16 protein-coding genes and 1 pseudogene are annotated in these 23,931 nt (G+C 59.8%); 9 read left to right on the top strand and 8 right to left on the bottom strand.

What is annotated here, in order from left to right:
- Window positions 1-122: 122 nt before the first annotated feature.
- Window positions 123-1,199: a DUF748 domain-containing protein gene (locus ACYZTK_RS08340; RefSeq protein ID WP_462013991.1), complete on the bottom strand. Its 1,077-nt coding sequence runs from the start codon at window positions 1,197-1,199 to the stop codon at window positions 123-125.
- A 127-nt stretch (window positions 1,200-1,326) separates the two neighbouring features.
- On the opposite strand from ACYZTK_RS08340, the gene cysK reads away from it, so the two are divergent.
- Window positions 1,327-2,301, top strand: coding sequence for a cysteine synthase A (gene cysK, locus ACYZTK_RS08335; protein ID WP_462013990.1), 975 nt, complete (start codon window positions 1,327-1,329; stop codon window positions 2,299-2,301).
- Window positions 2,302-2,607: 306 nt separating this feature from the next.
- Complete coding sequence (locus tag ACYZTK_RS08330; protein WP_462013989.1) at window positions 2,608-3,546, top strand: aspartyl/asparaginyl beta-hydroxylase domain-containing protein; 939 nt, start codon at window positions 2,608-2,610, stop codon at window positions 3,544-3,546.
- Between the two features lie 237 nt (window positions 3,547-3,783).
- Here the strand turns inward: ACYZTK_RS08330 and ACYZTK_RS08325 are convergent, their stop codons facing one another.
- Window positions 3,784-4,677: a DMT family transporter gene (locus ACYZTK_RS08325; RefSeq protein ID WP_462013988.1), complete on the bottom strand. Its 894-nt coding sequence runs from the start codon at window positions 4,675-4,677 to the stop codon at window positions 3,784-3,786.
- 129 nt (window positions 4,678-4,806) lie between these two features.
- Here ACYZTK_RS08325 and aceK point away from each other — a divergent pair, with 129 nt between their 5' ends.
- The 3 genes from aceK to ACYZTK_RS08310 all read left to right on the top strand — a co-directional run bounded on the left by aceK (window position 4,807) and on the right by ACYZTK_RS08310 (window position 12,089).
- A complete protein-coding gene (gene aceK, locus ACYZTK_RS08320) occupies window positions 4,807-6,528 on the top strand; it encodes a bifunctional isocitrate dehydrogenase kinase/phosphatase (protein ID WP_462013987.1) in 1,722 nt (573 codons plus the stop codon).
- Window positions 6,529-6,724: 196 nt separating this feature from the next.
- Entirely contained in the window at window positions 6,725-10,636 is a 3,912-nt protein-coding gene (hrpA, locus tag ACYZTK_RS08315; protein ID WP_462013986.1) for an ATP-dependent RNA helicase HrpA, read from the top strand.
- A gap of 331 nt (window positions 10,637-10,967) precedes the next feature.
- Entirely contained in the window at window positions 10,968-12,089 is a 1,122-nt protein-coding gene (locus tag ACYZTK_RS08310) for a beta-ketoacyl-ACP synthase III (RefSeq protein ID WP_462013985.1), read from the top strand.
- Window positions 12,090-12,383: 294 nt separating this feature from the next.
- On the opposite strand, the gene ACYZTK_RS08305 is transcribed toward ACYZTK_RS08310, so the two are convergent.
- Window positions 12,384-13,700, bottom strand: a complete 1,317-nt coding sequence (locus tag ACYZTK_RS08305; RefSeq protein ID WP_462013984.1) for a putative porin — start codon at window positions 13,698-13,700, stop codon at window positions 12,384-12,386.
- A 280-nt stretch (window positions 13,701-13,980) separates the two neighbouring features.
- Here ACYZTK_RS08305 and ACYZTK_RS08300 point away from each other — a divergent pair, with 280 nt between their 5' ends.
- Window positions 13,981-15,105, top strand: a complete 1,125-nt coding sequence (locus ACYZTK_RS08300; RefSeq protein ID WP_462013983.1) for a GNAT family N-acetyltransferase — start codon at window positions 13,981-13,983, stop codon at window positions 15,103-15,105.
- A 16-nt stretch (window positions 15,106-15,121) separates the two neighbouring features.
- On the opposite strand, the gene aqpZ is transcribed toward ACYZTK_RS08300, so the two are convergent.
- From aqpZ to ACYZTK_RS08275, 5 genes and pseudogenes are all read right to left on the bottom strand, one after another.
- Window positions 15,122-15,817: an aquaporin Z gene (gene aqpZ / locus ACYZTK_RS08295; protein ID WP_462013982.1), complete on the bottom strand. Its 696-nt coding sequence runs from the start codon at window positions 15,815-15,817 to the stop codon at window positions 15,122-15,124.
- A gap of 298 nt (window positions 15,818-16,115) precedes the next feature.
- The gene (locus ACYZTK_RS08290; protein ID WP_462013981.1) at window positions 16,116-17,948 is read right to left on the bottom strand and encodes an ABC transporter ATP-binding protein; all 1,833 of its coding nucleotides are present in this window, start codon (window positions 17,946-17,948) and stop codon (window positions 16,116-16,118) included.
- Between the two features lie 82 nt (window positions 17,949-18,030).
- On the bottom strand, window positions 18,031-18,588 hold the full coding sequence (locus ACYZTK_RS08285; RefSeq protein ID WP_462013980.1) for a peptidylprolyl isomerase: 558 nt from the start codon (window positions 18,586-18,588) through the stop codon (window positions 18,031-18,033).
- A 3-nt stretch (window positions 18,589-18,591) separates the two neighbouring features.
- Window positions 18,592-19,397, bottom strand: a pseudogene (locus ACYZTK_RS08280) (alpha/beta fold hydrolase).
- A gap of 14 nt (window positions 19,398-19,411) precedes the next feature.
- Window positions 19,412-20,335 (bottom strand): LysR family transcriptional regulator, encoded by a 924-nt coding sequence (locus ACYZTK_RS08275; RefSeq protein ID WP_462013979.1) that lies wholly within the window; start codon window positions 20,333-20,335, stop codon window positions 19,412-19,414.
- 49 nt (window positions 20,336-20,384) lie between these two features.
- Here ACYZTK_RS08275 and ACYZTK_RS08270 point away from each other — a divergent pair, with 49 nt between their 5' ends.
- The 3 genes from ACYZTK_RS08270 (at window position 20,385) to ACYZTK_RS08260 (ending at window position 23,875) form a co-directional block, all read left to right on the top strand.
- The gene (locus tag ACYZTK_RS08270) at window positions 20,385-20,699 is read left to right on the top strand and encodes a 3-phosphoglycerate kinase (protein WP_462013978.1); all 315 of its coding nucleotides are present in this window, start codon (window positions 20,385-20,387) and stop codon (window positions 20,697-20,699) included.
- Window positions 20,700-20,971: 272 nt separating this feature from the next.
- Window positions 20,972-21,571, top strand: a complete 600-nt coding sequence (locus tag ACYZTK_RS08265; RefSeq protein ID WP_462013977.1) for an FMN-dependent NADH-azoreductase — start codon at window positions 20,972-20,974, stop codon at window positions 21,569-21,571.
- 1,437 nt (window positions 21,572-23,008) lie between these two features.
- Window positions 23,009-23,875, top strand: a complete 867-nt coding sequence (locus ACYZTK_RS08260; protein ID WP_462013976.1) for a carboxylate/amino acid/amine transporter — start codon at window positions 23,009-23,011, stop codon at window positions 23,873-23,875.
- Window positions 23,876-23,931: the final 56 nt, after the last annotated feature.

Below are 23,931 nucleotides of genomic sequence, written 5' to 3'. Positions count from 1 at the left end.
GACCTGAACGAAGCAGGGCGGGACGGGCGAATTAAATATTATGCCCGACTATAACGCGCAGGCCGGTCGACTGTGAACGCAGACGGCTTATTCAGTCTCTGAATGGAGCGTCACTTGATGACTCAGCCCGCATCCGGCTTCGGTCGTTCATAACGAGCATTAAAAGCCTGGATGAATCCGTTGCGTAAAATCTGCAAAAACGCCTGAAACGCGTTGATATCTTGCCGATGCACGTTGCCGCTCAGCTCCACACGGGTCGCGAACTGGTTCTTGCCCTGATTTTTCAGCACGGTCTCCGAGCCTCCGACCACAGCCTCCCATATTGAGCGGAATATCCCCTTATCCTTATTTTCCACATCCTGCTGCCAATTAAACACGTCGACGTCCTTGAGCAGCGGCTTGATGTAGCCCTTGAGTTTGCCCTTGTTGGCTTCGGCCTCGATCACCACGTCACCGTGACCGGCGTTGAAGTCGAACTTGCCATAGGCTGAGGCAAAGTCGTTCATGCGCTTGAGCTCGATGTCACGGGCCCGCAGGCGGAAGTCGAAGTCCTCGAAATTGCTTAACGGGTCGAAGGTCGCGGTAGTTTCCAGCGGCGCATGGCCGAGCAACAGGGCCTTGCCTTCAAAACGCGCGTCACGCCTGCCTTCGGTGTCGACCACGTTGGTCAGGTTGTAGAGGCTCGCATTGACCTTGGTGGCGTTCATGTTCACCGGCGGTTTGGAATTGAAATTGCGGAAGGTGATCTTGCCGTCGTTGATTTTTATTTCGTTAAACGTAAAGGGCGCCAGTTTGCTCAATTGGGCGCGCCAGTCAGTGCCCTTACCAGTCTGCGAGTTCTGTTTGTTGGCGCCACCGTCGACGAAATTCACTTCCGGATTAAAAAACTGCACCTCGGCCACCACCGCGTGGTCGGACCACAGTGAGTGCCAGCTCACGGACAGGTCGATCAACGGCGCGTTGACGAATGGCACCGGGACCTTGCCGTCGACCTTGACGATTTTCAGCCCGTTGATCTTGTAGGCGCCACGCCACCACGCCAGGTCGACGTCGGTGATCTGCCCGCGGTAATCGCCCATGTCGGCGAGTTTTTCATTCAAGTAGTCGCGCACCATGTAGGGCAGGGCGATGTGCAGTGCAACCAGCAGCACAATCACACCGGCGAGGGTCCACAGGGGCCAGCTGTAACGACGTTTCATGATGACAATTCTCCAGCGATGTAAAACCATTGACTGTCATGCTCGCTGGACGTTCGACCTGACTGGACTAGCACCCACAACAGGCTTACCTTGGAGCGCTATTTCAACGCTGCATAAGGACCCAGCCATGAGCCGTATCTTCGCTGACAACGCCCATTCCATTGGCAATACGCCGCTGGTGCAGATCAACCGCATCGCACCGCGCGGCGTGACCATCCTGGCCAAGATCGAAGGACGCAACCCCGGTTATTCGGTCAAGTGCCGGATCGGCGCGAACATGATCTGGGACGCCGAAAGCTCCGGAAAACTCAAGCCGGGCATGACCATTGTCGAACCCACTTCTGGCAACACCGGCATCGGCCTGGCGTTCGTGGCCGCCGCCCGGGGTTACAAGCTGATGCTGACCATGCCCGCGTCCATGAGCATCGAGCGTCGCAAGGTACTCAAGGCGCTCGGCGCAGAACTGGTCCTGACCGAACCTGCCAAGGGCATGAAAGGCGCCATCGAAAAGGCCAGCGAAATCGTCGCCAGCAATCCGGCCAGCCATTTCATGCCGGCACAGTTTGAAAATCCTGCCAACCCGGCCATCCATGAGAAAACCACGGGTCCGGAAATCTGGAACGACACCGACGGTGCAGTTGATGTGCTGGTAGCGGGCGTAGGAACCGGCGGAACTATCACCGGAGTTTCGCGGTATATCAAGAATACCCAGGGCAAACCGATCCTGTCGGTGGCCGTGGAACCGGTGGTGTCGCCGGTGATTACCCAGGCGCTGGCGGGGCAGGAAATCAAGCCGAGCCCGCACAAGATTCAGGGCATTGGCGCCGGTTTTGTGCCAAAAAATCTTGATCTGTCGATGGTCGATCGGGTCGAGCTGGTGACGGATGAAGAGTCCAAGGCCATGGCCTTGCGCTTGATGCAGGAAGAGGGGATTTTGTGCGGGATTTCCTGCGGTGCGGCGATGGCAGTGGCGGTGCGACTGGCCGAAACGCCGGAGATGCAGGGCAAGACCATTGTGGTAATCCTGCCGGACTCCGGAGAACGTTATCTGTCGAGCATGCTGTTCAGTGACCTGTTCACCGACCAGGAAAACCAGGCTTAAGAGACACTGCAAATTCCCTGTAGGAGTGAGCCTGCTCGCGATTGCAATTGATCAACCGGCATTGATGTCGACTGACACATCGCTATCGCGAGCAGGCTCACTCCTACAAAGGACACAGGCCTATGGCCTGACCCAAGTCAGCCCCCGTTCAGCAATCCTGTGCTAAAAAGTAGTTTGTTACCGAATCCCCAACAGTGAATTTTCAGTTTTACGGGTTTTCCCCTATGCCGGCAGTGATGATCATGGCCGGCTGCCACGTCGGGTAGATGGCGTTGTGCAGAGTTGCCCATTATCAAGGAGTTGTTGATGACCTTTTCCTTTGCCGCGAAGGCATCTTTGTTACTGCTGTTTCTGGGCAGCACCCTCTACGTGCATTTGCGCGGCAAGGCGCGACTGCCGGTCCTGCGTCAGTTCGTCAATCATTCCGCTTTGTTCGCCCCTTACAACGCCTTGATGTACATGTTCTCCGGAGTGCCGTCCAAGCCCTATCTGGACCGCAGCAAGTTCCCTGAACTTGACGTTCTGAAGGACAATTGGCAAGTGATTCGTGACGAGGCGATGCACTTGTTTGACGAGGGTTACATCCGCGCTGCCGAAAAGAACAACGACGCCGGTTTTGGCTCGTTCTTCAAGAAGGGCTGGAAGCGTTTTTACCTCAAGTGGTACGACAAACCGCTGCCTTCTGCGCAGGCGTTGTGCCCGAAGACTGTGGCGCTGGTCAGCAGCATCCCCAACGTCAAGGGTGCCATGTTCGCGTTGTTGCCAGGAGGGAGCCATCTGAACCCGCACCGTGACCCGTTCGCCGGTTCGTTGCGTTATCACCTCGGACTGTCGACACCCAATTCCGATGCTTGCCGGATTTTCGTCGATGGCCAGGAGTATGCCTGGCGTGATGGCGAGGACGTGATGTTCGATGAAACCTATGTGCATTGGGTCAAGAACGAGACTGATCAGACTCGGGTGATTCTGTTCTGCGACATCGAGCGACCGTTGAGCAACCGTTTCATGACCCGGGTCAATCGCTGGATCAGCGGCCTGCTGGGCCGTGCTACCGCGCCGCAGAACCTGGATGACGAACGGGTGGGCGGGATCAACCATGCGTATGCCTGGAGCAAGAATTCCAGTGACAGGTTCAGTGGAGTGATCAAGCAGTGGAAACGCCGAAATCCAAAGGCCTACCGCGTGCTGCGCCCGGTGCTGGCGGTGGTGGTGCTGGTGTTGTTAGGGTATTGGTTGTTTGGCTGATGCCTATTGATGCCTATTGATGCCTGCTGATGCTGGCTGATGATCTGTGGGAGCAAAGCTTGCTCGCGATGGCGTCGTGACAGTCAGCATCATGGTGAATGACAGTCCGCAGTCGCGAGCAAGCTTTGCTCCCACAGAACATCAGTTCATCAGTTCATCAGTTCATCAGATCATCAGATCATCAGATCATCAGATCATCAGTTCATCAGTTCATCAGTTCATCAGCCTTGAACAAATCTACCGGCCAACCACCCTGGCCGGTTTCAACACCAGCCACAACGCCAGCGCAATCAACACCCCGCCGTAAATGTGCGCCATCGACAATGGCTCATCGAGAAACAACGCCCCCCACAACACCCCGAACGGCGGGATCATGAAGGTCACCGTCATCGACTTGACCGGCCCGATCGAGCTCAGCAAGCGGAAGTAGATGATGTAGGCAAAGGCCGTGCAGCCCAGGCCCAATCCCAGCAACGACAACCAGACACTCCAACCGCCCCAGTTCGCCGGCGGCTGGCTGATCACGCTGTAACCGAACAGCGGCAACAGGAACAACGTCGCGCCGAGCATGCTGCCCAGCGCCGAGAGACGGCTGTCGAGACCGCCGGCCTGGTCCAGCCAGCGCCGCGCAAGAAACCCGGCGAAGCCGTAGCAGGTCGTGGCAAGCAGGCAGGCGAGGGCGCCCATTAACAGTTGCAGATCGAATGCCACCGGCCCGGCGCGGGTCAGGATGCCGACGCCGAACAGCCCGAGAAACACTCCACCGAGCTTGGTGCCGCTGAGCTTTTCACTAAAGAACAAACCGCCGATCAACACCCCCATCAATGGGGTGGTCGCATTAAAAATCGCCGAGTAACCGGCGGGCAGCACCTGGGCCGCCACGGAATACAAGGTCGCCGGAATGCCGGAGTTGATCACCCCGAGCAGCATCACCGTTTTCAGTTTGCCCTTGAAGTCCCAGCTGATGCGCATCAGGCCCAGGATCACCAACAGACCGGCGGCGGCGATCGAGACCCGGAAGAACCCCGTGGGCACGGTGCCAATGACCGGGGCGATGATGCGCATGAACAGAAAGCTCGCTCCCCAGATGGCTGCCAATGACAGCATGCGAAAAATATCGACGGGGTTCACGGCACGTTCCTTCCTTGATGGGCGCGCAAGTGTCGCGCCAGTCGGGGCACAAGGCAATGGTTGCGTTGCGTAACAAAGGGCCACTAAGCTCAGTCTCCAACGACAAGAACAGCCGCCGAGGTTTTACCTATGCCGCAGCAATGGCCAGCCGCCGATATCGCCCGAATGATCCTCGATGGCTTTGACGATTACCGCGAGCATTTCCGCCAGATCACCGACGGCGCGCGAGCTCGTTTCGAGCAGGCCCAGTGGCAGGAAACGCAATCGGCCTCGGCCGCGCGGATCAATCTGTACGAAGAGAAGGTCGGCGAAACGGTGGACCACCTGCGCGCGTCCTTCGACACCGACGCGCTGATGGACGTCAGTTGCTGGCCGCTGGTCAAGAGTGCGTACATCAGCCTGATCGACCTGCGCTTCGACGACGAGCTGTCCGAGACCTGGTACAACTCGATCTTCTGCGGGCTGTTCAGCCACGACCTGATCAGCGACGGCAGCATGTTCATTCACACCACCCGGCCGAGCCTGCGCCGCGCCCGGGCGGCGCAAACCCGCACCTACAAGCCCCAAGGTCAGCTGTCCGGCATGCTGGCGAGCATTTTTGCCGACTACAGCTTCAGCGAAGCCTACGCCGACCTGCCCGGCGACCTGCGCCGCCTGGAAGCGCAGCTGCGCGAGAATCTCCCAGACTGGGTGTGCAAGGATCCGGAACTGGGCGTCGAACTGTTTTCCTCGGTGCTCTACCGCAACAAGGGCGCCTACCTGGTAGGCCGCATCTATACCCGCGACGAACAATGGCCGTTGGTGATTCCGCTGCTGCACCGCGAAGGTCGCGGCATTCAGATCGATGCGTTGATCACCGACGAAGCCGACGTCTCGATCATCTTCTCGTTCACCCGCTCGTATTTCATGGTGGATGTGCCGGTGCCGGCCGAGTTCATCGGCTTCCTCAAGCGCATCCTGCCGGGCAAGCACATCGCCGAGCTGTACACCTCGATCGGCTTCTACAAACATGGCAAATCCGAGTTCTACCGGGCGCTGATCAATCACCTGGCCAACACCGATGACCAGTTCATCATGGCCCCCGGTGTGCGCGGCATGGTGATGAGCGTGTTCACCTTGCCGGGTTTCAATACCGTGTTCAAGATCATCAAGGACCGCTTCTCGCCGTCGAAAAACGTCGACCGCGCCACGGTGATCGAGAAGTACCGCCTGGTGAAAAGTGTCGACCGGGTCGGGCGCATGGCCGATACCCAGGAGTTCGCCGACTTCCGTTTTCCACTGAGCAAGTTTGACCCGGCGTGCCTGGAAGAGTTGCTTGAGGTGGCGGCGTCGACGGTGTCGGTAGAGGGCGACACGGTGTTGATCCGCCACTGCTGGACCGAACGGCGGATGACGCCGCTCAACCTTTATCTGGAAAACGCCAACGACGATCAAGTGCGCGAGGCGCTGGAGGATTACGGCCTGGCGATCAAGCAGCTGGCGGCGGCCAACATCTTTCCTGGCGACATGCTGCTGAAGAATTTTGGCGTCACCCGTCACGGTCGCGTGGTGTTTTATGACTACGACGAGATCTGCTTCCTGACCGAGGCGAATTTCCGGCATATCCCGCAACCGCGTACGCCTGAAGACGAAATGGCGTCTGAACCGTGGTATTCGATCGGGCCACTGGATGTATTTCCTGAAGAGTTTCCGCCGTTCCTGTTTGCCGATGCAGGGCAGCGCAGGCTGTTCGATCAGTTGCATGGCGAGCTGTATAACGCCGATTACTGGAAAAGCCTGCAGGAAGCCATCCGCGCCGGGAAAGTCATCGATGTGTTCCCGTATCGGCGCAGGGGCCTCGATAACGAATAACGCCACAACCCCTGTAGGAGCTGCCGAAGGCTGCGATCTTTTGATCTTGTTTCTCAGAAGCATCGAAAAAATCAAGATCAAAAGATCGCAGCCTTCGGCAGCTCCTACGCAAGCCCCCGCTTTGAACATCCGCAATCCATAGTAAATCTGCGACAATCGTCCCCCTGCGCCACTAGACGACTGAATTGCGTACCCGATGACCGACGAATCGCCCTCCATCGACAAACTGCTGAAAAACCTCGATCACGCCATGCTCGCCGACCGCCACCGGCTGCGTCGGCAGCTGCTTGAGCTGCGCAAGAAGCCTGACGAAGCCAAGCTGGCCCAGTGGGTCACGCGCATGCAGGCGTCCTGCGACCAGGTGCTGGCGCGGCGTGCCAGCCTGCCGGTGGTGCGTTACGACGACAGTCTGCCCATTGCCGCCAAGCGCGATGAAATCAAGGCGGCCCTGCTCCAGCATCAGGTGCTGATCATCGCGGGCGAGACCGGTTCGGGTAAAACCACCCAGCTGCCGAAGATCTGCCTGGAGATCGGGCGCGGCCAGCACGGCCTGATCGGCCATACGCAGCCCCGTCGAATTGCCGCCCGCAGCGTGGCCAGCCGGGTTGCCGAAGAGCTGGGCACGCCGTTGGGTGCGCTGGTCGGCTATCAGGTGCGGTTCGAGGATCAGAGCGATTCCAACACCCTGATCAAGCTGATGACCGACGGCATCCTGCTGGCGGAAACCCAGAACGATCGATACCTCGAACGCTACGACACGATCATCGTCGACGAAGCCCACGAACGCAGCCTGAACATCGACTTCCTGCTCGGCTACCTGAAAACCCTGCTGCCCCGTCGTCCGGACCTGAAGGTCATCATCACCTCGGCCACCATCGATCTGGAACGATTCTCCAAGCACTTCGATGATGCACCGATCGTTGAAGTCTCCGGTCGCACCTTCCCGGTGGAAACCTGGTATCGCCCGCTGACCCTGGAGCAGGACGAAGAGGGCAACCGGGTCGAGGATGACTTGACCGTCGACCAGGCCATTCTCGCGACCCTCGACGAAATCGCCGATTTCGAACGCAGTGAACGCAAGAGCCCCGGCGATGTGCTGGTGTTCCTGCCCGGCGAGCGTGAGATTCGCGACGCCGCCGACATGCTGCGCAAGGCCCAACTCAAGCACACTGAAATCCTGCCGCTGTACGCACGGCTGTCGCCGGCCGAACAGCAGCGGATTTTCCAGTCGCATCCGGGCCGCCGCGTGGTGCTGGCGACCAACGTCGCGGAAACCTCGCTGACCGTGCCGGGCATTCGTTACGTGATCGACAGCGGCACCGCGCGTATCAGCCGCTACAGCTATCGCGCCAAGGTCCAGCGCCTGCCCATCGAGGCGATTTCCCAGGCAAGCGCCAACCAGCGTAAAGGCCGTTGCGGCCGGGTTGAGCCGGGGATTTGCATACGCTTGTACAGCGAAGAGGATTTTATTGGGCGTCCGGAATTTACCGACCCTGAAATCCTGCGTACCAACCTTGCCGCGGTGATCCTGCAGATGCTGCATCTGCGTCTCGGCGAGATCACCGATTTCCCGTTTATCGAGCCGCCGGATGGCAAGGCCATCAGCGACGGCTTCAACCTGCTGCAAGAGCTCTCGGCGGTCGACCGCAACAGCCAGCTGACCCCGCTCGGTCGTCAGTTGGCGCGGCTGCCGGTGGACCCGCGCATGGGCCGCATGTTGCTGGAGGCGGCCAAGCTTGGCAGCTTGCAGGAAGTCCTGATCGTCGCCAGCGCCATGTCGATCCAGGACCCGCGTGAGCGTCCGCCGGAGCGTCAGCAGGCAGCGGATCAGGCCCACGCCCAGTGGAAGGATGTGGACTCGGATTTCGCCGGGCTGGTCAATCTGTGGCGCGGTTTCGAGGAGCAGCGGCAGGCGCTGACGGCGAGCCCGCTGCGCAATTGGTGCCGCAAGAACTTCCTCAATTACCTGCGCCTGCGTGAATGGCGCGACTCCCATCGGCAATTGAGCCTGATCTGCCGCGACATGCAGCTGAGCCTCAATAAAGAGCCGGCGGATTATCCGAAATTGCACAAGGCGGTGCTCTCCGGCCTGCTCAGCCAGATCGGCCAGAAGACCGACGAAGGCGATTATCTCGGCGCCCGCCAGCGACGCTTCTGGATTCACCCATCGTCGGGCCTGGGCAAGAAACGTCCGCAGTGGCTGATGACCGCCGAGCTGGTGGAAACCACCAAACTCTATGCGCGCATGGTCGCCAAAATCGACTCCGACTGGATCGAGCCGCTGGCCGGGCACCTGATCAAGAAAAACCACTTCGAACCCCATTGGGAGAAGAAGCGCGGGCAGGTGGTGGCTTTCGAGCAGATCACCTTGTTCGGGTTGATCGTGGTGGGTCGCCGGCCGGTGCATTACGGGCCGATCGATCCGGTGGTATCGCGCGAGTTGTTCATTCGCGAAGGTCTGGTACGTGGCGAGATTCAGTCCAAAGCCAAGTGCCTGGTGGCCAATGCGCAGTTGCTCGAACAGTTGGATGAACTGGAAGCCAAGGCCCGTCGTCGCGACATCCTTGCCGACGAGGAAACCTTGTTCGCCTTCTACGATGCGCGGCTGCCGGCGGAGATTCACCAGACCGCGACGTTCGACAGCTGGTATCGCGTCAACAGCCAGAAAGACCCGCAGCTGCTGATCATGCGCGAGGAAGATGTGCTCGCCCGCGAGGCCAGCGAAGTCACCGCGCTGCATTACCCGGACACCCTGCACATCGGCGATCTGGAACTGGCCCTGAGCTATCACTTCGAGCCCAACCATCCGCGGGACGGCGTGACCTTGCGCGTGCCGGCGCCGCTGTTGCCGATGCTGCCGCCGGAACGCCTGGAATGGCTGGTGCCAGGCGTGATCGAGGCCAAGTGCATTGCCCTGGTGCGCAACCTGCCCAAGGCGCTGCGCAAGAACTTCGTGCCGGTGCCGGATTTCGTCAAGGCTGCCTTGCAACGCATGACCTTTGCCGAGGGATCGTTGCCCCAGGCACTGGGTCGCGAATTGCTGCGCATGACCGGTGCGCGGGTCAGCGATGAAGCCTGGGCCGAAGCGGCGCAGCAGGTCGACAGCCACCTGCGAATGAACCTGGAAATCGTCGACGGCCAGGGCAAGTTCCTCGGCGAGGGGCGTGATCTGGCGGAACTGACTGCGCGGTTTGCCGAAGCCAGTCAGGCGGCATTGGCGGTGCCGCAAACTGCAAAAAGCCAGCAGCCGGTGGAGCCGAAAGTCTTTGCCGCGGTGGCGGAAAAAACCCAGCAGAAGATCGCCGGGCTGTCGATGACGGTTTATCCGGCATTGGTAGAGGAAGCCGGCACGGTCAAGGAAGGGCGTTTCTCGACCCCGGCCGAAGCCGAGTTCCAGCATCGGCGCGCCTTGCAGCGTTTGCTGATGCAGCAGCTGGCGGAACCGGCGAAGTTCCTGCGCAGCAAGTTGCCGGGGCTGACGGAGCTGGGGCTGATGTACCGCGACATGGGGCGCATCGACAGCCTGGTGGAAGACATTCTGCTGGCCAGCCTCGACAGCTGCATTCTTGACGGTGAAGACCCGCTGCCCCGCGATGGCGCAGGGCTCGCGGCACTGGCCGAGCGCAAGCGCGGCGGCTGGACCGAGCATGCCGAACGCCTGGCCCGCTTGACCCTGGAAATTCTCAAGCTGTGGCATGGTCTGCAAAAACGCTTCAAGGGCAAGATCGACCTGGCGCAAGCCGTGGCCCTGAACGACATCAAGCAGCAGCTTGGCAATCTGGTGTATCCGGGCTTCGTGCGTGAGACGCCGATGCCGTGGCTCAAGGAACTGCCGCGTTACCTGAAAGCCATTGAGCAGCGCTTCGAGAAACTCGGTGCCCAGGTGCAAAAAGATCGGGTCTGGAGTGGTGAACTGTCCGGCCTGTGGGCGCAGTACCAGGCCCGAGCCAGCAAACATGCCCAGGAAGGCAAGCGCGATCCGCAGCTGGAGCTGTACCGCTGGTGGCTGGAGGAATACCGGGTCTCGTTGTTTGCCCAGCAGCTGGGCACCAAGGTGCCGATCTCGGACAAGCGCTTGAGCAAGCAGTGGGCGCAAGTCGAGCCGTAGCCCACCCGGCTTGATCTCCTGACTACCCCTGTAGGAGCTGCCGAAGGCTGCGATCTTTTGATCTTTCCGGGTCGCGGCACAGGAAGATCAAAAGATCGCAGCCTTCGGCAGCTCCTACAGTGGCCGGAGTTCTCGCAAATAGGGCGAAAACCCGAGCTTTATGGCAAACTTCGCGCCTATAAACACCGGACCTGCGGTTTTGAGCCTTTGCGCTGCCGGCGGACCGGAATAAAGCGATGCCAGGTTTGCGTCCCCCGGATGGGAATAGACCCTTTATGTGTTGGTACGACGGTGCCAACGCTTTCTGCCTGATCAGATTAGAGAAACGACCATGCATAATGTCGTCATCAGCGGCACCGGCCTGTACACCCCGGCCAACAGCATCTCCAATGAAGAGCTGGTGCAGTCTTTCAATGCCTACGTCGCGCTGTTCAACGCCGACAACGCTGAAGCCATCGCCCGCGGCGAAGTCGAAGCCCTGACGGAATCCAGTGCCGCATTCATCGAAAAGGCCTCGGGCATCAAAAGCCGTTTTGTTATGGACAAGGAAGGCATCCTCGACCCGCAACGCATGGCGCCACGTCTGCCGGAACGCTCGAATGACGAGTGGTCGGTGTTGTGCCAGATGGCGATCGGCGCTGCCGAGCAAGCCCTGCAACGCGCTGGCAAGACCGCTGCCGACATCGACGGCGTGATTGTCGCCTGCTCCAACCTGCAACGCGCCTACCCGGCCATTGCCATCGAAGTCCAGGAAGCGCTGGGTATTCAGGGTTTCGGTTTCGACATGAACGTTGCCTGCTCTTCGGCGACCTTCGGCATTCAGCAAGCCGCCAACAGCATACAACTGGGCCAGGCCCGGGCGATCCTGATGGTCAACCCGGAAGTCTGCACCGGTCACCTGAATTTCCGTGATCGTGACAGCCATTTCATCTTCGGTGATGCGGCCACTGCGGTGATCATCGAGCGTGCCGATCTCGCGACCTCCGAGCATCAGTTCGATGTCGTCAGCACCAAGCTGCTGACCAAGTTTTCCAACAACATCCGCAACAACTTCGGCTTCCTCAACCGCGCGGCGGAAGAAGGCGTCGGGGCCAAGGACAAATTGTTCGTGCAGGAAGGCCGCAAGGTGTTCCGCGACGTCTGCCCGATGGTGGCCGAATTGATCGCCACTCACCTGGAAGAAAACCAGCTGAACGTGGGTGATGTGAAGCGCTTCTGGCTGCACCAGGCCAACCTCAGCATGAACCACCTGATCGTGAAGAAGTTGCTGGGCCGTGAAGCGAGCGAAGAAGAGGCGCCGGTGATTCTCGACACTTATGCCAACACCAGCTCTGCCGGGTCAGTGATTGCGTTTCACAAGAACCAGGATGATCTGGCAGCGGGCTCGCTGGCAGTGCTCAGCTCGTTTGGTGCCGGTTACTCGATCGGCAGCGTGATCCTGCGCAAGCGTTGATTGATAAGTGGCTCATGTGGCTCAAGTGGCACCTGTTACACCTGTGAAGCCATAAAAACTGTGGGAGCAAAGCTTGCTCGCGATGACATTCTTTAGATCGCCATCGCGAGCAAGCTTTGCTCCCACAGTCCCACAGTCCCACAGTCCCACAGTCCCACAGTCCCACAGATTGTTTTCCACACACCCACAAAAAACCCGCATTGCACTATCGGACGGATGATGGGGACCGATATTGCAAAGCGGGTTTGGGAAGGCGGCTCGGGCATCCCTGCCCGAGACGTATAGCGGGGATTATCAGAACTTGGCTTCAGCATCCAGTTGCAGGGTGTTGATCTTCGAGTCGCGCAACGTGGCGTTGGTGTAGTCGGATTTCGCCATCAAGTAGGTGGCGCCGAGGGTGAAGTTTTTGTCCAGCTCGTAGCTCACTTTCAACTTGCTGCCGCGCGAACCGGTGAAACCGTTGGCGAAGTCCGAGTCGGTGAAAGCACCCACCACCGCGTTACGCTGCACGTCGCGATAGTTGTAGTCCAGGCCAAAGCCATAGACCTTGGTTTTCACACCGGCCAGCCAACCCATGTCCTGGTCGTTGCTGGCATCCTTGTTATTGACCACCTGACCGTACAACGACAGCGGCATTGGCAGGCCGCCGATGTCCAGCTGACCGAAGCCTTCGTACAGTTTGAACTGCTCGTTCGGGGTGTTGCCGTTAGTGGCCAGTACCGATGGGATGCTGGTACCGCCGGCGGTGATGTCGTCGTCGTTGTCGTAGCCGTAGACGCTGCCACCCAGGGTCAGCTTCAGGCTGTCGGTGATGGCAAAGCGTGCGCCCAGTTGGCCAGCGTACAGACGCAGGTCGTGCTTGAACTGCACGCCTTCACCGTCGACGTTGTCCTTGAGGGTATAGTGGCCGGCGCTGCCGAACAGCTCGGTGCTCGCGCCCAGCGGGTACTTGTAGGTAACGGCCAGGCCTTCCGGGCTGATGTCGCTATCCCAGATGATGTCGCCCATGCTCACCCATTGCTGCGGCATCTTGCCGCCAACGATGTGCAGATTCTTGATGGCGTCGGGGTGGTAGTCGACGTAACCCTGGTCCAGCCAGATCGACTTCTTGTCGAAGTAGTTGTCCAGGCTCTGGTTGGTGGAACGCGCGTCGTCGTTGTTGCCGGTGGCGATACGGATGCCGGTGTCGACCTGCGGGTTGATCTCGGTATAGGCACCCAGGCGGGCACGCACACGCTGGCGATCGGAATCGCGGTTGTTGGAGACGCCATCGTTCTTGATGGTTTCCTGACGGAAACGCACGTCGCCCTTGAACTGGGTCTTCGCAGCCCAGGCCAGCTTCTGGTCGAAGGTACTCAGCGCGTCTGTCTTCTTCGCGGTGGCAGCGATTTGCTCGTTAGTCTCTTGCTGAGCCTGACGGGCGATCTGCTGGTCTTTCTGGTCCCTGGCCAGCTCGGCTTGCAATTCGCCGTACTGCGCATTGGTAATCGAGCCGTTAGCCTTGAGCATGTCGAGCAGTTTGGCGTCGACTGCGGCACTGGCCGGAACGCTCATGGCCAGCAGCAGACCGCCACACAGGGCCGCCGCAGTTTTCGTGGAAGCAAGACGCATATCAATCTCCGAAGATGAGAGTGGATGACTGAGCCATCCAGGGCACAACCGACCATTGAGGACGGAAAACAGTGGCCGGGGTAGAACCCGACGCTCTAAAAACAGGCGCCAGTATCGCGATCGTTTATGACAGAGCGGTGGCAAAGTGATGGCATTGCCGTGACGATATGAAGTCCTCTGCAATGCCCTTCCCAGAGCACTGCGGTCGGATAGGTCGTGTGAGTTGCGCTGCGATAAGCGATACTCGCGGGGCTTTGATGCATCAGGTGAAGAGGAATTTATGCCGCTGCAGCGACTGGAAAATCTGTCCGAAATTGCTCCGCACACCTGGGACGCCCTGGTGCCGGACGCCCAGCCATTTCTGCGCCATGGGTTCCTCAGCGCCCTTGAAGACAGCGCCAGCATTGGCCCGCATTCCGGCTGGCAGCCCGAGCATCTGCTGCATGTCGAGGGTGACCGCCTGATCGCTGCGCTACCGAGTTACCGCAAGTGGCATTCCTACGGTGAGTATGTGTTCGATCACGCCTGGGCCGATGCCTGCGCGCGGGCCGGCATCGACTATTACCCCAAGCTGTTGACGGCGGTGCCGTTCAGCCCAGTCAGTGGCCCGCGGTTGTTGGCGGCCACAGTCGAGGATGGTTTTGAATTGCTGAACAGCCTGCCCGGTTATCTGGAGGTCGAAGAGCTATCCAGCGCGCACATCAATTTCACCGATGCGTTTACCGATGCGGCGCTGGCGGAGCAGCCGGGCTGGCTGCAGCGAATCGGCTGCCAGTATCACTGGCAAAATCGCGGTTACCGGGACTTTCAGGATTTTCTCGACGTTCTCAGTTCACGCAAGCGCAAGCAGATGCGCAAGGAGCGCGAGCAGGTCGCGGGGCAGGGCATCGAGTTTGAATGGCTGGAAGGCCGACAACTGAGTGAGGCGCAGTGGGATTTTGTCTATGCCTGCTACGCGAATACCTACGCAGTGCGTCGGCAAGCGCCGTATCTGACGCGGGCTTTTTTCAGCCTGTTGGCCGAGCGCATGCCCCAGTCGATTCGTGTGGTCCTGGCCAAACAGGGCGCGCGCCCGGTGGCTATGGCGTTCAGCCTGGTGGGTGGCGGCAATTTTTACGGACGTTATTGGGGCTGCCTGGCGGAATTTGACCGCCTGCACTTCGAGACCTGTTTCTACCAGGGTATGGATTACGCGATCGCCAACGGCCTGCAGCGCTTCGACGCCGGGGCTCAGGGCGAGCACAAGCTGATCCGCGGCTTTGAGCCGGTGATCACCCATTCCTGGCACTACTTGCGCCACCCCGGGCTGAAAGCGGCGGTAAAAGACTTCCTGCAGCAGGAGCGCCTGGGCGTGCTGGCTTACGCGGAAGAGGCGAGGACCGCGCTGCCGTATAGGCAGGCGTGATCCTCGCCCCCCAGCCTCAGGTATCTTCCTTGCCCAGCCAGCGGTAGGTCACCCCGCCGACTACCGCTCCGAGCAGCGGCGCGACCCAGAACATCCACAGCTGCGCGATGGCCCAGCCGCCGACGATCAGCGCCGGGCCGGTACTGCGGGCCGGGTTGACCGAGGTGTTGGTCACGGGAATCGAGATCAGGTGGATCAGCGTCAGGGCCAGGCCGATGGCGATCGGCGCCAATCCCGCCGGTGCGCGCTTGTCGGTGGCGCCGAGGATGATCAGCACGAACATCGCCGTCATGACCAGTTCGGTGACAAACCCGGTGGCCAACGAGTACTTGCCGGGAGAGTGTTCGCCGTAGCCATTGGAGGCCAGCCCGGCCGACAGATCGAAACCTTCCTTGCCGCTGGCGATGTAGTAGAGCAACGCGGCGGCGATGACCCCGCCAATCACCTGGGCGACGATGTAGGCGGGCAGCTCCCTGGCCGGAAATCGACCGCCGACGACCAAGCCGACCGATACTGCAGGGTTGAGGTGGCAACCGGAGATATGCCCAATGGCAAAGGCCATGGTCAGTACCGTCAGGCCAAACGCCAGGGCCACACCCAGCACCCCGATTCCCAGCGGAGAAGATGCGGCCAGGACCGCACTGCCGCAACCCCCCAACACCAGCCAGAACGTGCCGAACAACTCAGTAACTGAACGTTTGAACAGAGACATGAGAGCGTCCTTGATAGGCTTCCTATCGAGACTGTATCGAGTTATGCATCCTGCAGATTTACGACAGGCTCGCCTCCAGAGCCTTGGCTGAGTACAGCAGGGATTTTGTGGATTTCCAGCGCCGAAAAAAAACGCCAGGGCTCTGGTGAAAGGGCTCTGGCGGTTCAAGAGGTTACAGCGAATCCCTGTGGGAGCGGGCTTGCTCGCGAAGGCGGTGAGTCAGTCAGCACAAATACTGAATGACACACCGCTTTCGCGAGCAAGCCCGCTCCCACAGGTTTGGTGTTGTCCATTCAATTCAGTCTATGCCGACAAACCCACCCGTCTGGTGCTGCCACAGCCGCGCATACAAGCCGCCATGGGCGAGCAACTCGGAGTGGCTGCCGGTTTCGGCAATCCTGCCGTTTTCGAGGACGACCAGGCGGTCCATCCGCGCGATGGTTGAAAGACGGTGGGCGATGGCGATCACGGTTTTGCCTTGCATCAGGGTTTCCAGGCTCTCCTGGATGGCGGCCTCGACTTCCGAGTCCAGTGCCGAGGTGGCCTCGTCCATGATCAGGATGGGCGCATCCTTGAGCAGCACCCGGGCGATCGCGATCCGCTGACGCTGGCCGCCGGAGAGTTTGACTCCGCGCTCGCCCACATGCGCATCGAATCCGGTACGCCCTTCGGAGTCCGACAGCAAAGGAATAAACTCATCGGCACGGGCCTTGTGCACCGCTTCCCAGAGTTCGGCGTCGGTAGCGTCGGGCTTGCCGTACAACAGGTTGTCGCGGATCGAACGGTGCAGCAGCGAAGTGTCCTGGGTGATCATGCCGATGCGCTCGCGCAGGCTTTCCTGGCCGACTTCGGCGATGTTCTGGCCATCGATGAGGATGCGTCCGCCTTGCACGTCATACAGGCGCAACAGCAGGTTGACCAGGGTCGACTTGCCGGCACCTGATGGTCCGATCAAGCCGATTTTTTCCCCCGGCTTGATGGTCAGGTTGAGGTCGCCGATGATCCCGCTCTTCTTGCCATAGTGGAAATCGACGTGCTCGAAACGCACCTCGCCCCGTGGCACGGTCAGCGGCTTGGCCTGGTCGCGGTCGGTGACGCTGACCGGTTGCGCGATGGTCTGCAGACCGTCCTGGACCATGCCGATGTTTTCAAAGATGCCGTTGACCACCCACATGATCCAGCCGGACATGTTGACGATACGGATCACCAGGCCGGTAGCCAGGGCGATGGCGCCGACCGAGATCAGCGACTGGGTCCACAGCCATAGCGCGAGACCCGTGGTGCCGACGATCAGCAGGCCGTTCATGCTGGTGATCACCACGTCCATGCTGGTGACGACGCGCCCGGCCAGCTGGGCCTTGACCGTCTGCTCCTGGATGGCTTCCTTGGCGTATTGCTGTTCGAAGTTGGTGTGGGCAAACAGCTTCAGTGTGGTGATGTTGGTGTAGCCGTCGACGATCCGCCCCATCAGTTTGGAGCGGGCATCGGAGGACACCACCGAGCGGTCCTTGACCCGCGGCACGAAGTAGCACAGCGCGCCAATGTAGGCGGCGATCCACGTCAGTAACGGGATCATCAGGCGCCAGTCGGCTTCGGCGAACAGCACCAGCGAACTGATTGCATAGATCAGCACATGCCACAGCGCATCCACCGCTTGAACGGCCGAATCGCGCAGGGAGTTGCCAGTCTGCATGATGCGCTGGGCGATGCGCCCGGCGAAGTCGTTCTGGAAAAAATTCAGGCTCTGCTTGAGCACGTAGCTGTGGTTCTGCCAGCGGATCAGGCTGGTCATGCCGGGGCTGAGGGTCTGGTGCACCAGCAGGTCATGCAGGCCGACAAACACCGGGCGCAGGACCAGCGCCACGACGGCCATCCAGGCCAGCTCGACGCCGTGTTCCTGGAAGAAATTGACGTTGGGCGTGCCTTGGGCCAGATCGATGATGCGGCTCAGGTAGCTGAATAGCGCCACTTCGATCAATGCGCCGAACAGGCCAACGATCAGCAGGGCGGCGAAACTCGGCCAGACCTGCTTGAGGTAATAGATATAGAAGGGGAGAACCCGGTCCGGCGGAGCCGCCGTCGGTGCATCACGGAAAATGTCGATCAGTTGTTCAAAACGGCGATAAAGCATCGGTTCTCCGCCCGCGCTCGGGCTCTCCTTTGACAAGGCGAACGGCGCCGTCACAGGCGCCGCTCGGTGTTACCCGTGCAGCTTAGTCGATACGCTTGGCCGACTTGATGAACACCGGGTCAGCCGGCACATCTTTCATGCCGCCGCGGGTGGTGGTTGGCGAGTTGACGATGATGTCGACCACGTCCATGCCCTTGACGACTTTACCGAACACCGCATAACCGTCGCCCTGGTCGAGGAAATCGTTGTCCTTGACGTTGATGAAGAACTGGCTGGTGGCCGAATCCGGTGCCGAAGTACGGGCCATCGACAAGGTGCCACGGACGTTCACCAGGCCGTTCTTGTGCTCGTTCTTGATCGGCGCCTTGGTGTCTTTTTGCTGCATCTGTTGAGTGAAGCCGCCGCCCTGGACCATGAAGCCCGGGATCACGCGATGGAACACCGTGTTGTTGTAGAAGCCGCTGTCCACGTACTCAAGAAAGTTCTTGGTACTGATCGGCGCCTTGACCGGGTCCAGTTCGATTTCGATCTGGCCGTTGGTGGTTTCCAGCAACACGTGCGGCGCCTTGGCAGGCGTGGCGGCCATCAGGTTGGCGGCAAACAGAACGGTGCCGGCGGCGAGGGCGATTTTTTTCAGCATGGGTCAGTGATCCTGAGTGTGGTGGTGTCGACTGCGGTGAGAAACTCGAGCAGGGTTTGATTGAAATGTTCGGGCTGATCCAGCGGGGTGGCGTGGCGCGAATCGGCGATCACGACCAGCCGCGCATCGGGCAGCAGTTTTACATAGTTCTCTTTCAGTGCGACCGGAGTGTAGTCACGGTCGGCAGTGACGATCAGCGTTGGACAGGAGACTCTGGAAAGTCGTTCCTGAACCCCCCAGCCGACAATGGCGTCGAAGCTGGCGAGATAAGCATGTTTGTCGTTTTTTGCCCAGCGCAGGGCCATTTTTTCGCGAAGGTCGGCCTGCTCCGGCTTGGGGAACAGCTTGGCGCCCAGGGCTTTACCGATGGTGCCAAGGCTGAGCGCACGCATCAGACTCCAACGCTTGAACCACTGCCAGTAATCGTCGCGGCTGCGCAGTTTGACTTCAGGCGCGCTGTTGACGATGCACAGGCTTTTCAGCAGCTGCGGCTGATCCACGGCCAGTTGAAAACCGATCATGCCGCCCATCGACAGGCCCACGTAGTGCACCGGTCCAAGGTTCAGATACTCGATCAGCGCGATCAGGTCGGCGCTGAACCCGGCGATGCTGTAGCGCTCGCGGGGTTTGTCGGAGCGCCCGTGGCCGCGCACATCCGGGACAATCACCCGGTAGCGGGCGGCGAGGGCCGGGATTTGCATCTCCCAGTCCAGGGTGCTGGAACCGAGACCATGGACCAGCAGCAGCGGGGTGCCGTGGCCATATTCCTCATAGTGCAGGTTGCAACCTTCATGTTCGAAATAGGCCATGCAGTCACTCCATGTCAGGCTTGTTCAGGGGCGGCAAACGGCGCATCCAGCGGCGCGGTGTCGAAGGTGCGCAGCAGGTCGATGAGGATCTGCGTTGCCGGGCCCAGGGGTTTGTCCTTGTTCGAATACAGGTAGAAGCTCGGGTTGCGGCTGCCACCCTGATCCAACGGTAGCAGCTTGAGCGTACCTTCCTTGAGTTCACGTTCAATCATGTGCCTGGGCAGCCAGGCGAAACCCAGGCCGCTGCTGACAAAAGTCGCCGCCGTGGCCAGGCTGCCGACGGTCCAGCGCTGCTCCGCCCCCAGCCAGCCGACATCCCGCGGCTGCTGGCGACCGGAGTCGCGAATCACCACCTGCATCTGGCTTTCCAGGTCCTGAAAGCTCAGTTCGCGGTTCAGGCGATGCAGCGGATGATCGGGATGAGCCACGGCAATAAACTCGACGTCGCTCAATTCCGCGCCCAGATATCCTGGAATACTGAAGCTGGTAATGGCCAGGTCAGCCACGCCCTCCAGCAACACTTCCTCGACGCCCGACAGTACTTCCTCACGCAGCCGCACCCGGCAGCCCCGGCTTTGCGGCATGAAGGCGGTGAGGGCGCGCACCAGGCGGGCACTCGGGTAGGCGGCATCGACCACCAGGCGCACCTCCGCTTCCCAGCCCTGTTCCATGTGATGGGCCAGGTCTTCGAGCTGGCTGGCCTGTTTCACCAACTGCCGGGAGCGACGCAGCAGCACGCCGCCGGCTTCGGTCAACACGGCCTTGCGGCCATCGATGCGCAGCAGCGGCACGCCCAGCTGGTCCTGCATGCGCGCGACGGTATAGCTGACTGACGATTGCGAGCGATGCAGCGCTTCGGCGGCCTGGGCGAAACCGCCGTGATCGACCACGGCCTGCAACGTTCGCCATTGATCAAGGGTCACGCGGGGCGCTTTCATGTTGAGCTCCTCTTGTCCTAAGCTGGCAGCTCTTATTGGAGACTGCCAAATGAAAAAATTTTGTTGCCTGCTGTTAGCGATATTGCCGCTGACTGCGTTTGCGTACCCCATCGATGTGACCAAGCAGCTCAATGGTTTGAGCATCGACTACAACGCCTACGACACGGATAGCGACATCGCCTCCATCCAGGTCAACAACTACGGCACCACCGATGCACTCTGCAAGGTGGTCTTCAACAACGGCCCGGAAGCTCCGCGTACCCGCAAGATCGAGGTGGCCGCAGGCAAGCATGCCAATGCCACGGCCAAGTTCACCCGCACCATTATCAAGATGCGCATCGACTTGAGCTGCTCGCCGAAATAGCCACTGGATCCTGTGGGAAATCACTGTGGGAGCGAGCCTGCTCCGGGCGGCGTTCCGACGATAGCGGTGTGTCATTAATTATTGTTCAACCTGACACACCCCTATCGTCGGAACGCCGCCCGGAGCAGGCTCACTCCTACAGGGGGTGTGCTCATGCTTATAAACGAATTTATTGATGGGTTGTAGCAGTTATTTGCGCTTTTTCATCGATATGGTTCTGTTTAACCTTCACTCCATCGCCTTACAGCATTCTCAGATGGAGCCTACAAGCCATGTCACGCGTCCTGATCATCGAAAGCAGCGCCCGTCAGCAAGATTCGGTTTCCCGTCAACTGACCCAGACCTTCATCAACCAGTGGAAAGCCGCGCATCCGGCTGACCAGATCACCGTGCGTGATCTTGCCATCAATCCGGTGCCACACCTGGACATCAATCTGCTGGGTGGCTGGATGAAGCCGGTGGATCAGCGCAATGACAGCGAACAGGCCTCCCTTGAGCGCTCCAACCAGCTGACCGACGAATTGCTCGCCGCTGATGTACTGGTCATGGCTGCACCGATGTACAACTTTGCCATCCCGAGCACTCTCAAAGCCTGGCTCGACCATGTGCTGCGTGCTGGTGTGACCTTCAAGTACACCGAGACCGGCCCGCAGGGTCTGCTCAGCAGCAAGCGCGCCTTCGTACTGACCGCCCGCGGCGGGATCTACGCCGGCGGCCCGGCGGATCACCAGGAACCGTACCTGCGTCAGGTGATGGGTTTTATCGGGATCAATGACGTGACCTTTATCCATGCTGAAGGCATGAACCTGGGCGGTGATTTCCAGGAGAAAGGTCTGAATCAGGCAAACGCCAAGCTGGCTCAGGTTGCTTGATATGTTAATCGCCAGATAATCGCTGGATGTTCTAGTGATCTGGCGTCTCCACTTCAAGGCTTTGACGCGCATCGAACCTCCCTTTGCACTTGTGCTCCTGAGTGCTGCCGCCCGATTGAACGCTTTAGCGAGATCGGGCTTTTTTTTGTCTGGGTTTTTTTGAACCTGCGATGAGGGCCTTTTTTTCGGGTACCTATCCGTTTCTCCGGTAACGACTGCTATTGGTTCCGCTTTTACAGCGGGTTACTCCGTTCTCCTGTAGGAGCTGTCGAGAGAAACGAGGCTGCGATCTTTTGATCTTGCTGTGTACATATCCGTTACTTCGGTCACGGCCTCTATTGGTTCCGCTTTTACAGCGGGTCACTTGGAAGAGCGCCAAGTAACCAAGCGCTTTTTGCCCCACCACTCGGCACCTCGCCTAGGCTCGGTGTGCCCGAACGCAGGCATTGCTCCGCGGGCCCGCCGCGATGGCCCATCCATGGGCCAGCGCGGCTAAACCGGCATCCTTGCCGGTTTACCCGCTCCACAATACCTGCGTTCGGCCATCGTGGTTTTACGGGGCGTCCGCGATCAAGAACCACGCCGAGGCGGCCTGAGAGCCGACCTGGCTGGTAGTTCGGCCGTGCATCGGCGGCGAATGGCACACACCAATGTCTTGCCTGAAAGGGATCCCCCGTGGGAGCGGCGGTGCGACGATTCGACTTGCTCGCGAAAGCGGACTGACATTCAACATAGATGGCGACTGACCCGGCCTCTTCGCGAGCAAGCCCGCTCCCACAAAGTGATCGCATCAATGCGGGAGGGTGCGCAAGGCAAAACAAGCGCAGCGCGCCGGCTTGATGCCTTGGTCGGCCCGAAGGCCGCCACGGCCCGGTTTTTGATCGCGGACGCCCCATAAAACCACGATGGCCGAACGCAGGCATTGTGGAGCGGGTAAACCGGCAAGGATGCCGGTTTAGCCGCGCTGGCCCATGGATGGGCCTTCGCGGCGGCCCGCGGAGCAATGCCGGAGTGAGGGCACACCGAGCCTAGGCGAGGTGCCAAGTGGTGGGGCAGGAAGCCCTTGGTTACTTGGGGCTTTTCCAAGTGACCCGCTGTAAGAGCGGAACCATTAGCGGCCCTGACCGCAGCAACGGATATGTACACAAAGCAAGATCAAAAGATCGCAGCCTCGTTTCTCTCGACAGCTCCTACAGAAAAACGGAGTAACCCGCTGTAAAAGCGGAACCGACCGCAGCAACGGATATGTACACAAGGCAAGATCAAAAGATCGCAGCCTCGTTTCTCTCGACAGCTCCTACAGAAAAACGGAGTAACCCGGTGTGCGGGTGGTACCAATATCAGCCATCACCGAAATAACGGATATGCACACAAACCCAACATCGCGATAACACAAAAAACCCGCTATCGTCGCCGCCATTCAAAACGAGGCGACCCATGGGCTATCTACTTTTCGTCACGCTGATCCAGGCATTCTCCTTCAGCCTGATCGGCGAATACCTCGCCGGCCACGTCGACAGCTACTTCGCCGTACTGGTGCGCGTGGTACTCGCTGGACTGATCTTCATCCCGCTGACACGCTGGCGCTCGGTAGAGCCCGCGTTCATGCGCGGCATGCTGGTAATCGGCGCCCTGCAGTTCGGCGTCACCTACGTCTGCCTGTACCTGAGCTTCAGGGTCCTGACCGTGCCCGAAGTGCTGCTCTTCACCATCCTCACGCCCCTGCACGTGACCCTGATAGAAGACGCGCTGAACCGCCGCTTCAACCCATGGGCCCTGGTGGCAGCGCTGGTGGCCGTGCTCGGCGCTGCGGTGATTCGCTACGACCGGATCAATCCAGACTTCTTCATGGGCTTCCTGCTGCTGCAGCTGGCCAACTTCACCTACGCCGCCGGGCAGGTGCTGTACAAACATCTGGTAGCGAAACACCCAAGCGACCTGCCGCACTATCGGCGCTTTGGCTATTTCTACCTGGGCGGATTCGCGGTGGCGTTGCCCGCGTTCCTGCTATTCGGCAAAGCCGACTTCCTGCCCGAGGCGCCGCTGCAATGGGGCGTGCTGGTATTCCTCGGCCTGGTCTCGACCGCGCTCGGATTGTACTGGTGGAACAAGGGCGCGTGTATGGTCAACGGCGGGACGCTGGCGGTGATGAACAACCTGCATGTGCCCGTGGGGCTGTTGCTCAATCTGCTGATCTGGAATCAGCATGAGGAACTGGGACGGTTGTTTTTTGGCGCGATGGTGATTCTGGCGGCGGTGTGGATCAGTCGGTTGGGTATACGCAAGGCGGCAGTCGTACGCTAGAAACTGCAGGAGTGAGCCTGCTCGCGATAGCGGTGTGTCAGTTGGAATAGATTCCT

The organism is Pseudomonas sp. LB3P31 (assembly GCF_054897945.1).
The sequence above is the reverse complement of the archived record's forward strand: the minus strand, read 5'-3'. Positions and strand labels throughout refer to the sequence as shown.

Coding starts and splice junctions, on each gene's coding strand:
- ACYZTK_RS08340 (WP_462013991.1), bottom strand. CDS start 1,199: ATGAAACGTCGTTACAGCTGGCCCCTGTGGACCCTCGCCGGTGTGATT.
- cysK (WP_462013990.1), top strand. CDS start 1,327: ATGAGCCGTATCTTCGCTGACAACGCCCATTCCATTGGCAATACGCCG.
- ACYZTK_RS08330 (WP_462013989.1), top strand. CDS start 2,608: ATGACCTTTTCCTTTGCCGCGAAGGCATCTTTGTTACTGCTGTTTCTG.
- aceK (WP_462013987.1), top strand. CDS start 4,807: ATGCCGCAGCAATGGCCAGCCGCCGATATCGCCCGAATGATCCTCGAT.
- hrpA (WP_462013986.1), top strand. CDS start 6,725: ATGACCGACGAATCGCCCTCCATCGACAAACTGCTGAAAAACCTCGAT.
- ACYZTK_RS08310 (WP_462013985.1), top strand. CDS start 10,968: ATGCATAATGTCGTCATCAGCGGCACCGGCCTGTACACCCCGGCCAAC.
- ACYZTK_RS08305 (WP_462013984.1), bottom strand. CDS start 13,700: ATGCGTCTTGCTTCCACGAAAACTGCGGCGGCCCTGTGTGGCGGTCTG.
- ACYZTK_RS08300 (WP_462013983.1), top strand. CDS start 13,981: ATGCCGCTGCAGCGACTGGAAAATCTGTCCGAAATTGCTCCGCACACC.
- aqpZ (WP_462013982.1), bottom strand. CDS start 15,817: ATGTCTCTGTTCAAACGTTCAGTTACTGAGTTGTTCGGCACGTTCTGG.
- ACYZTK_RS08290 (WP_462013981.1), bottom strand. CDS start 17,948: ATGCTTTATCGCCGTTTTGAACAACTGATCGACATTTTCCGTGATGCA.
- ACYZTK_RS08285 (WP_462013980.1), bottom strand. CDS start 18,588: ATGCTGAAAAAAATCGCCCTCGCCGCCGGCACCGTTCTGTTTGCCGCC.
- ACYZTK_RS08275 (WP_462013979.1), bottom strand. CDS start 20,335: ATGAAAGCGCCCCGCGTGACCCTTGATCAATGGCGAACGTTGCAGGCC.
- ACYZTK_RS08270 (WP_462013978.1), top strand. CDS start 20,385: ATGAAAAAATTTTGTTGCCTGCTGTTAGCGATATTGCCGCTGACTGCG.
- ACYZTK_RS08265 (WP_462013977.1), top strand. CDS start 20,972: ATGTCACGCGTCCTGATCATCGAAAGCAGCGCCCGTCAGCAAGATTCG.
- ACYZTK_RS08260 (WP_462013976.1), top strand. CDS start 23,009: ATGGGCTATCTACTTTTCGTCACGCTGATCCAGGCATTCTCCTTCAGC.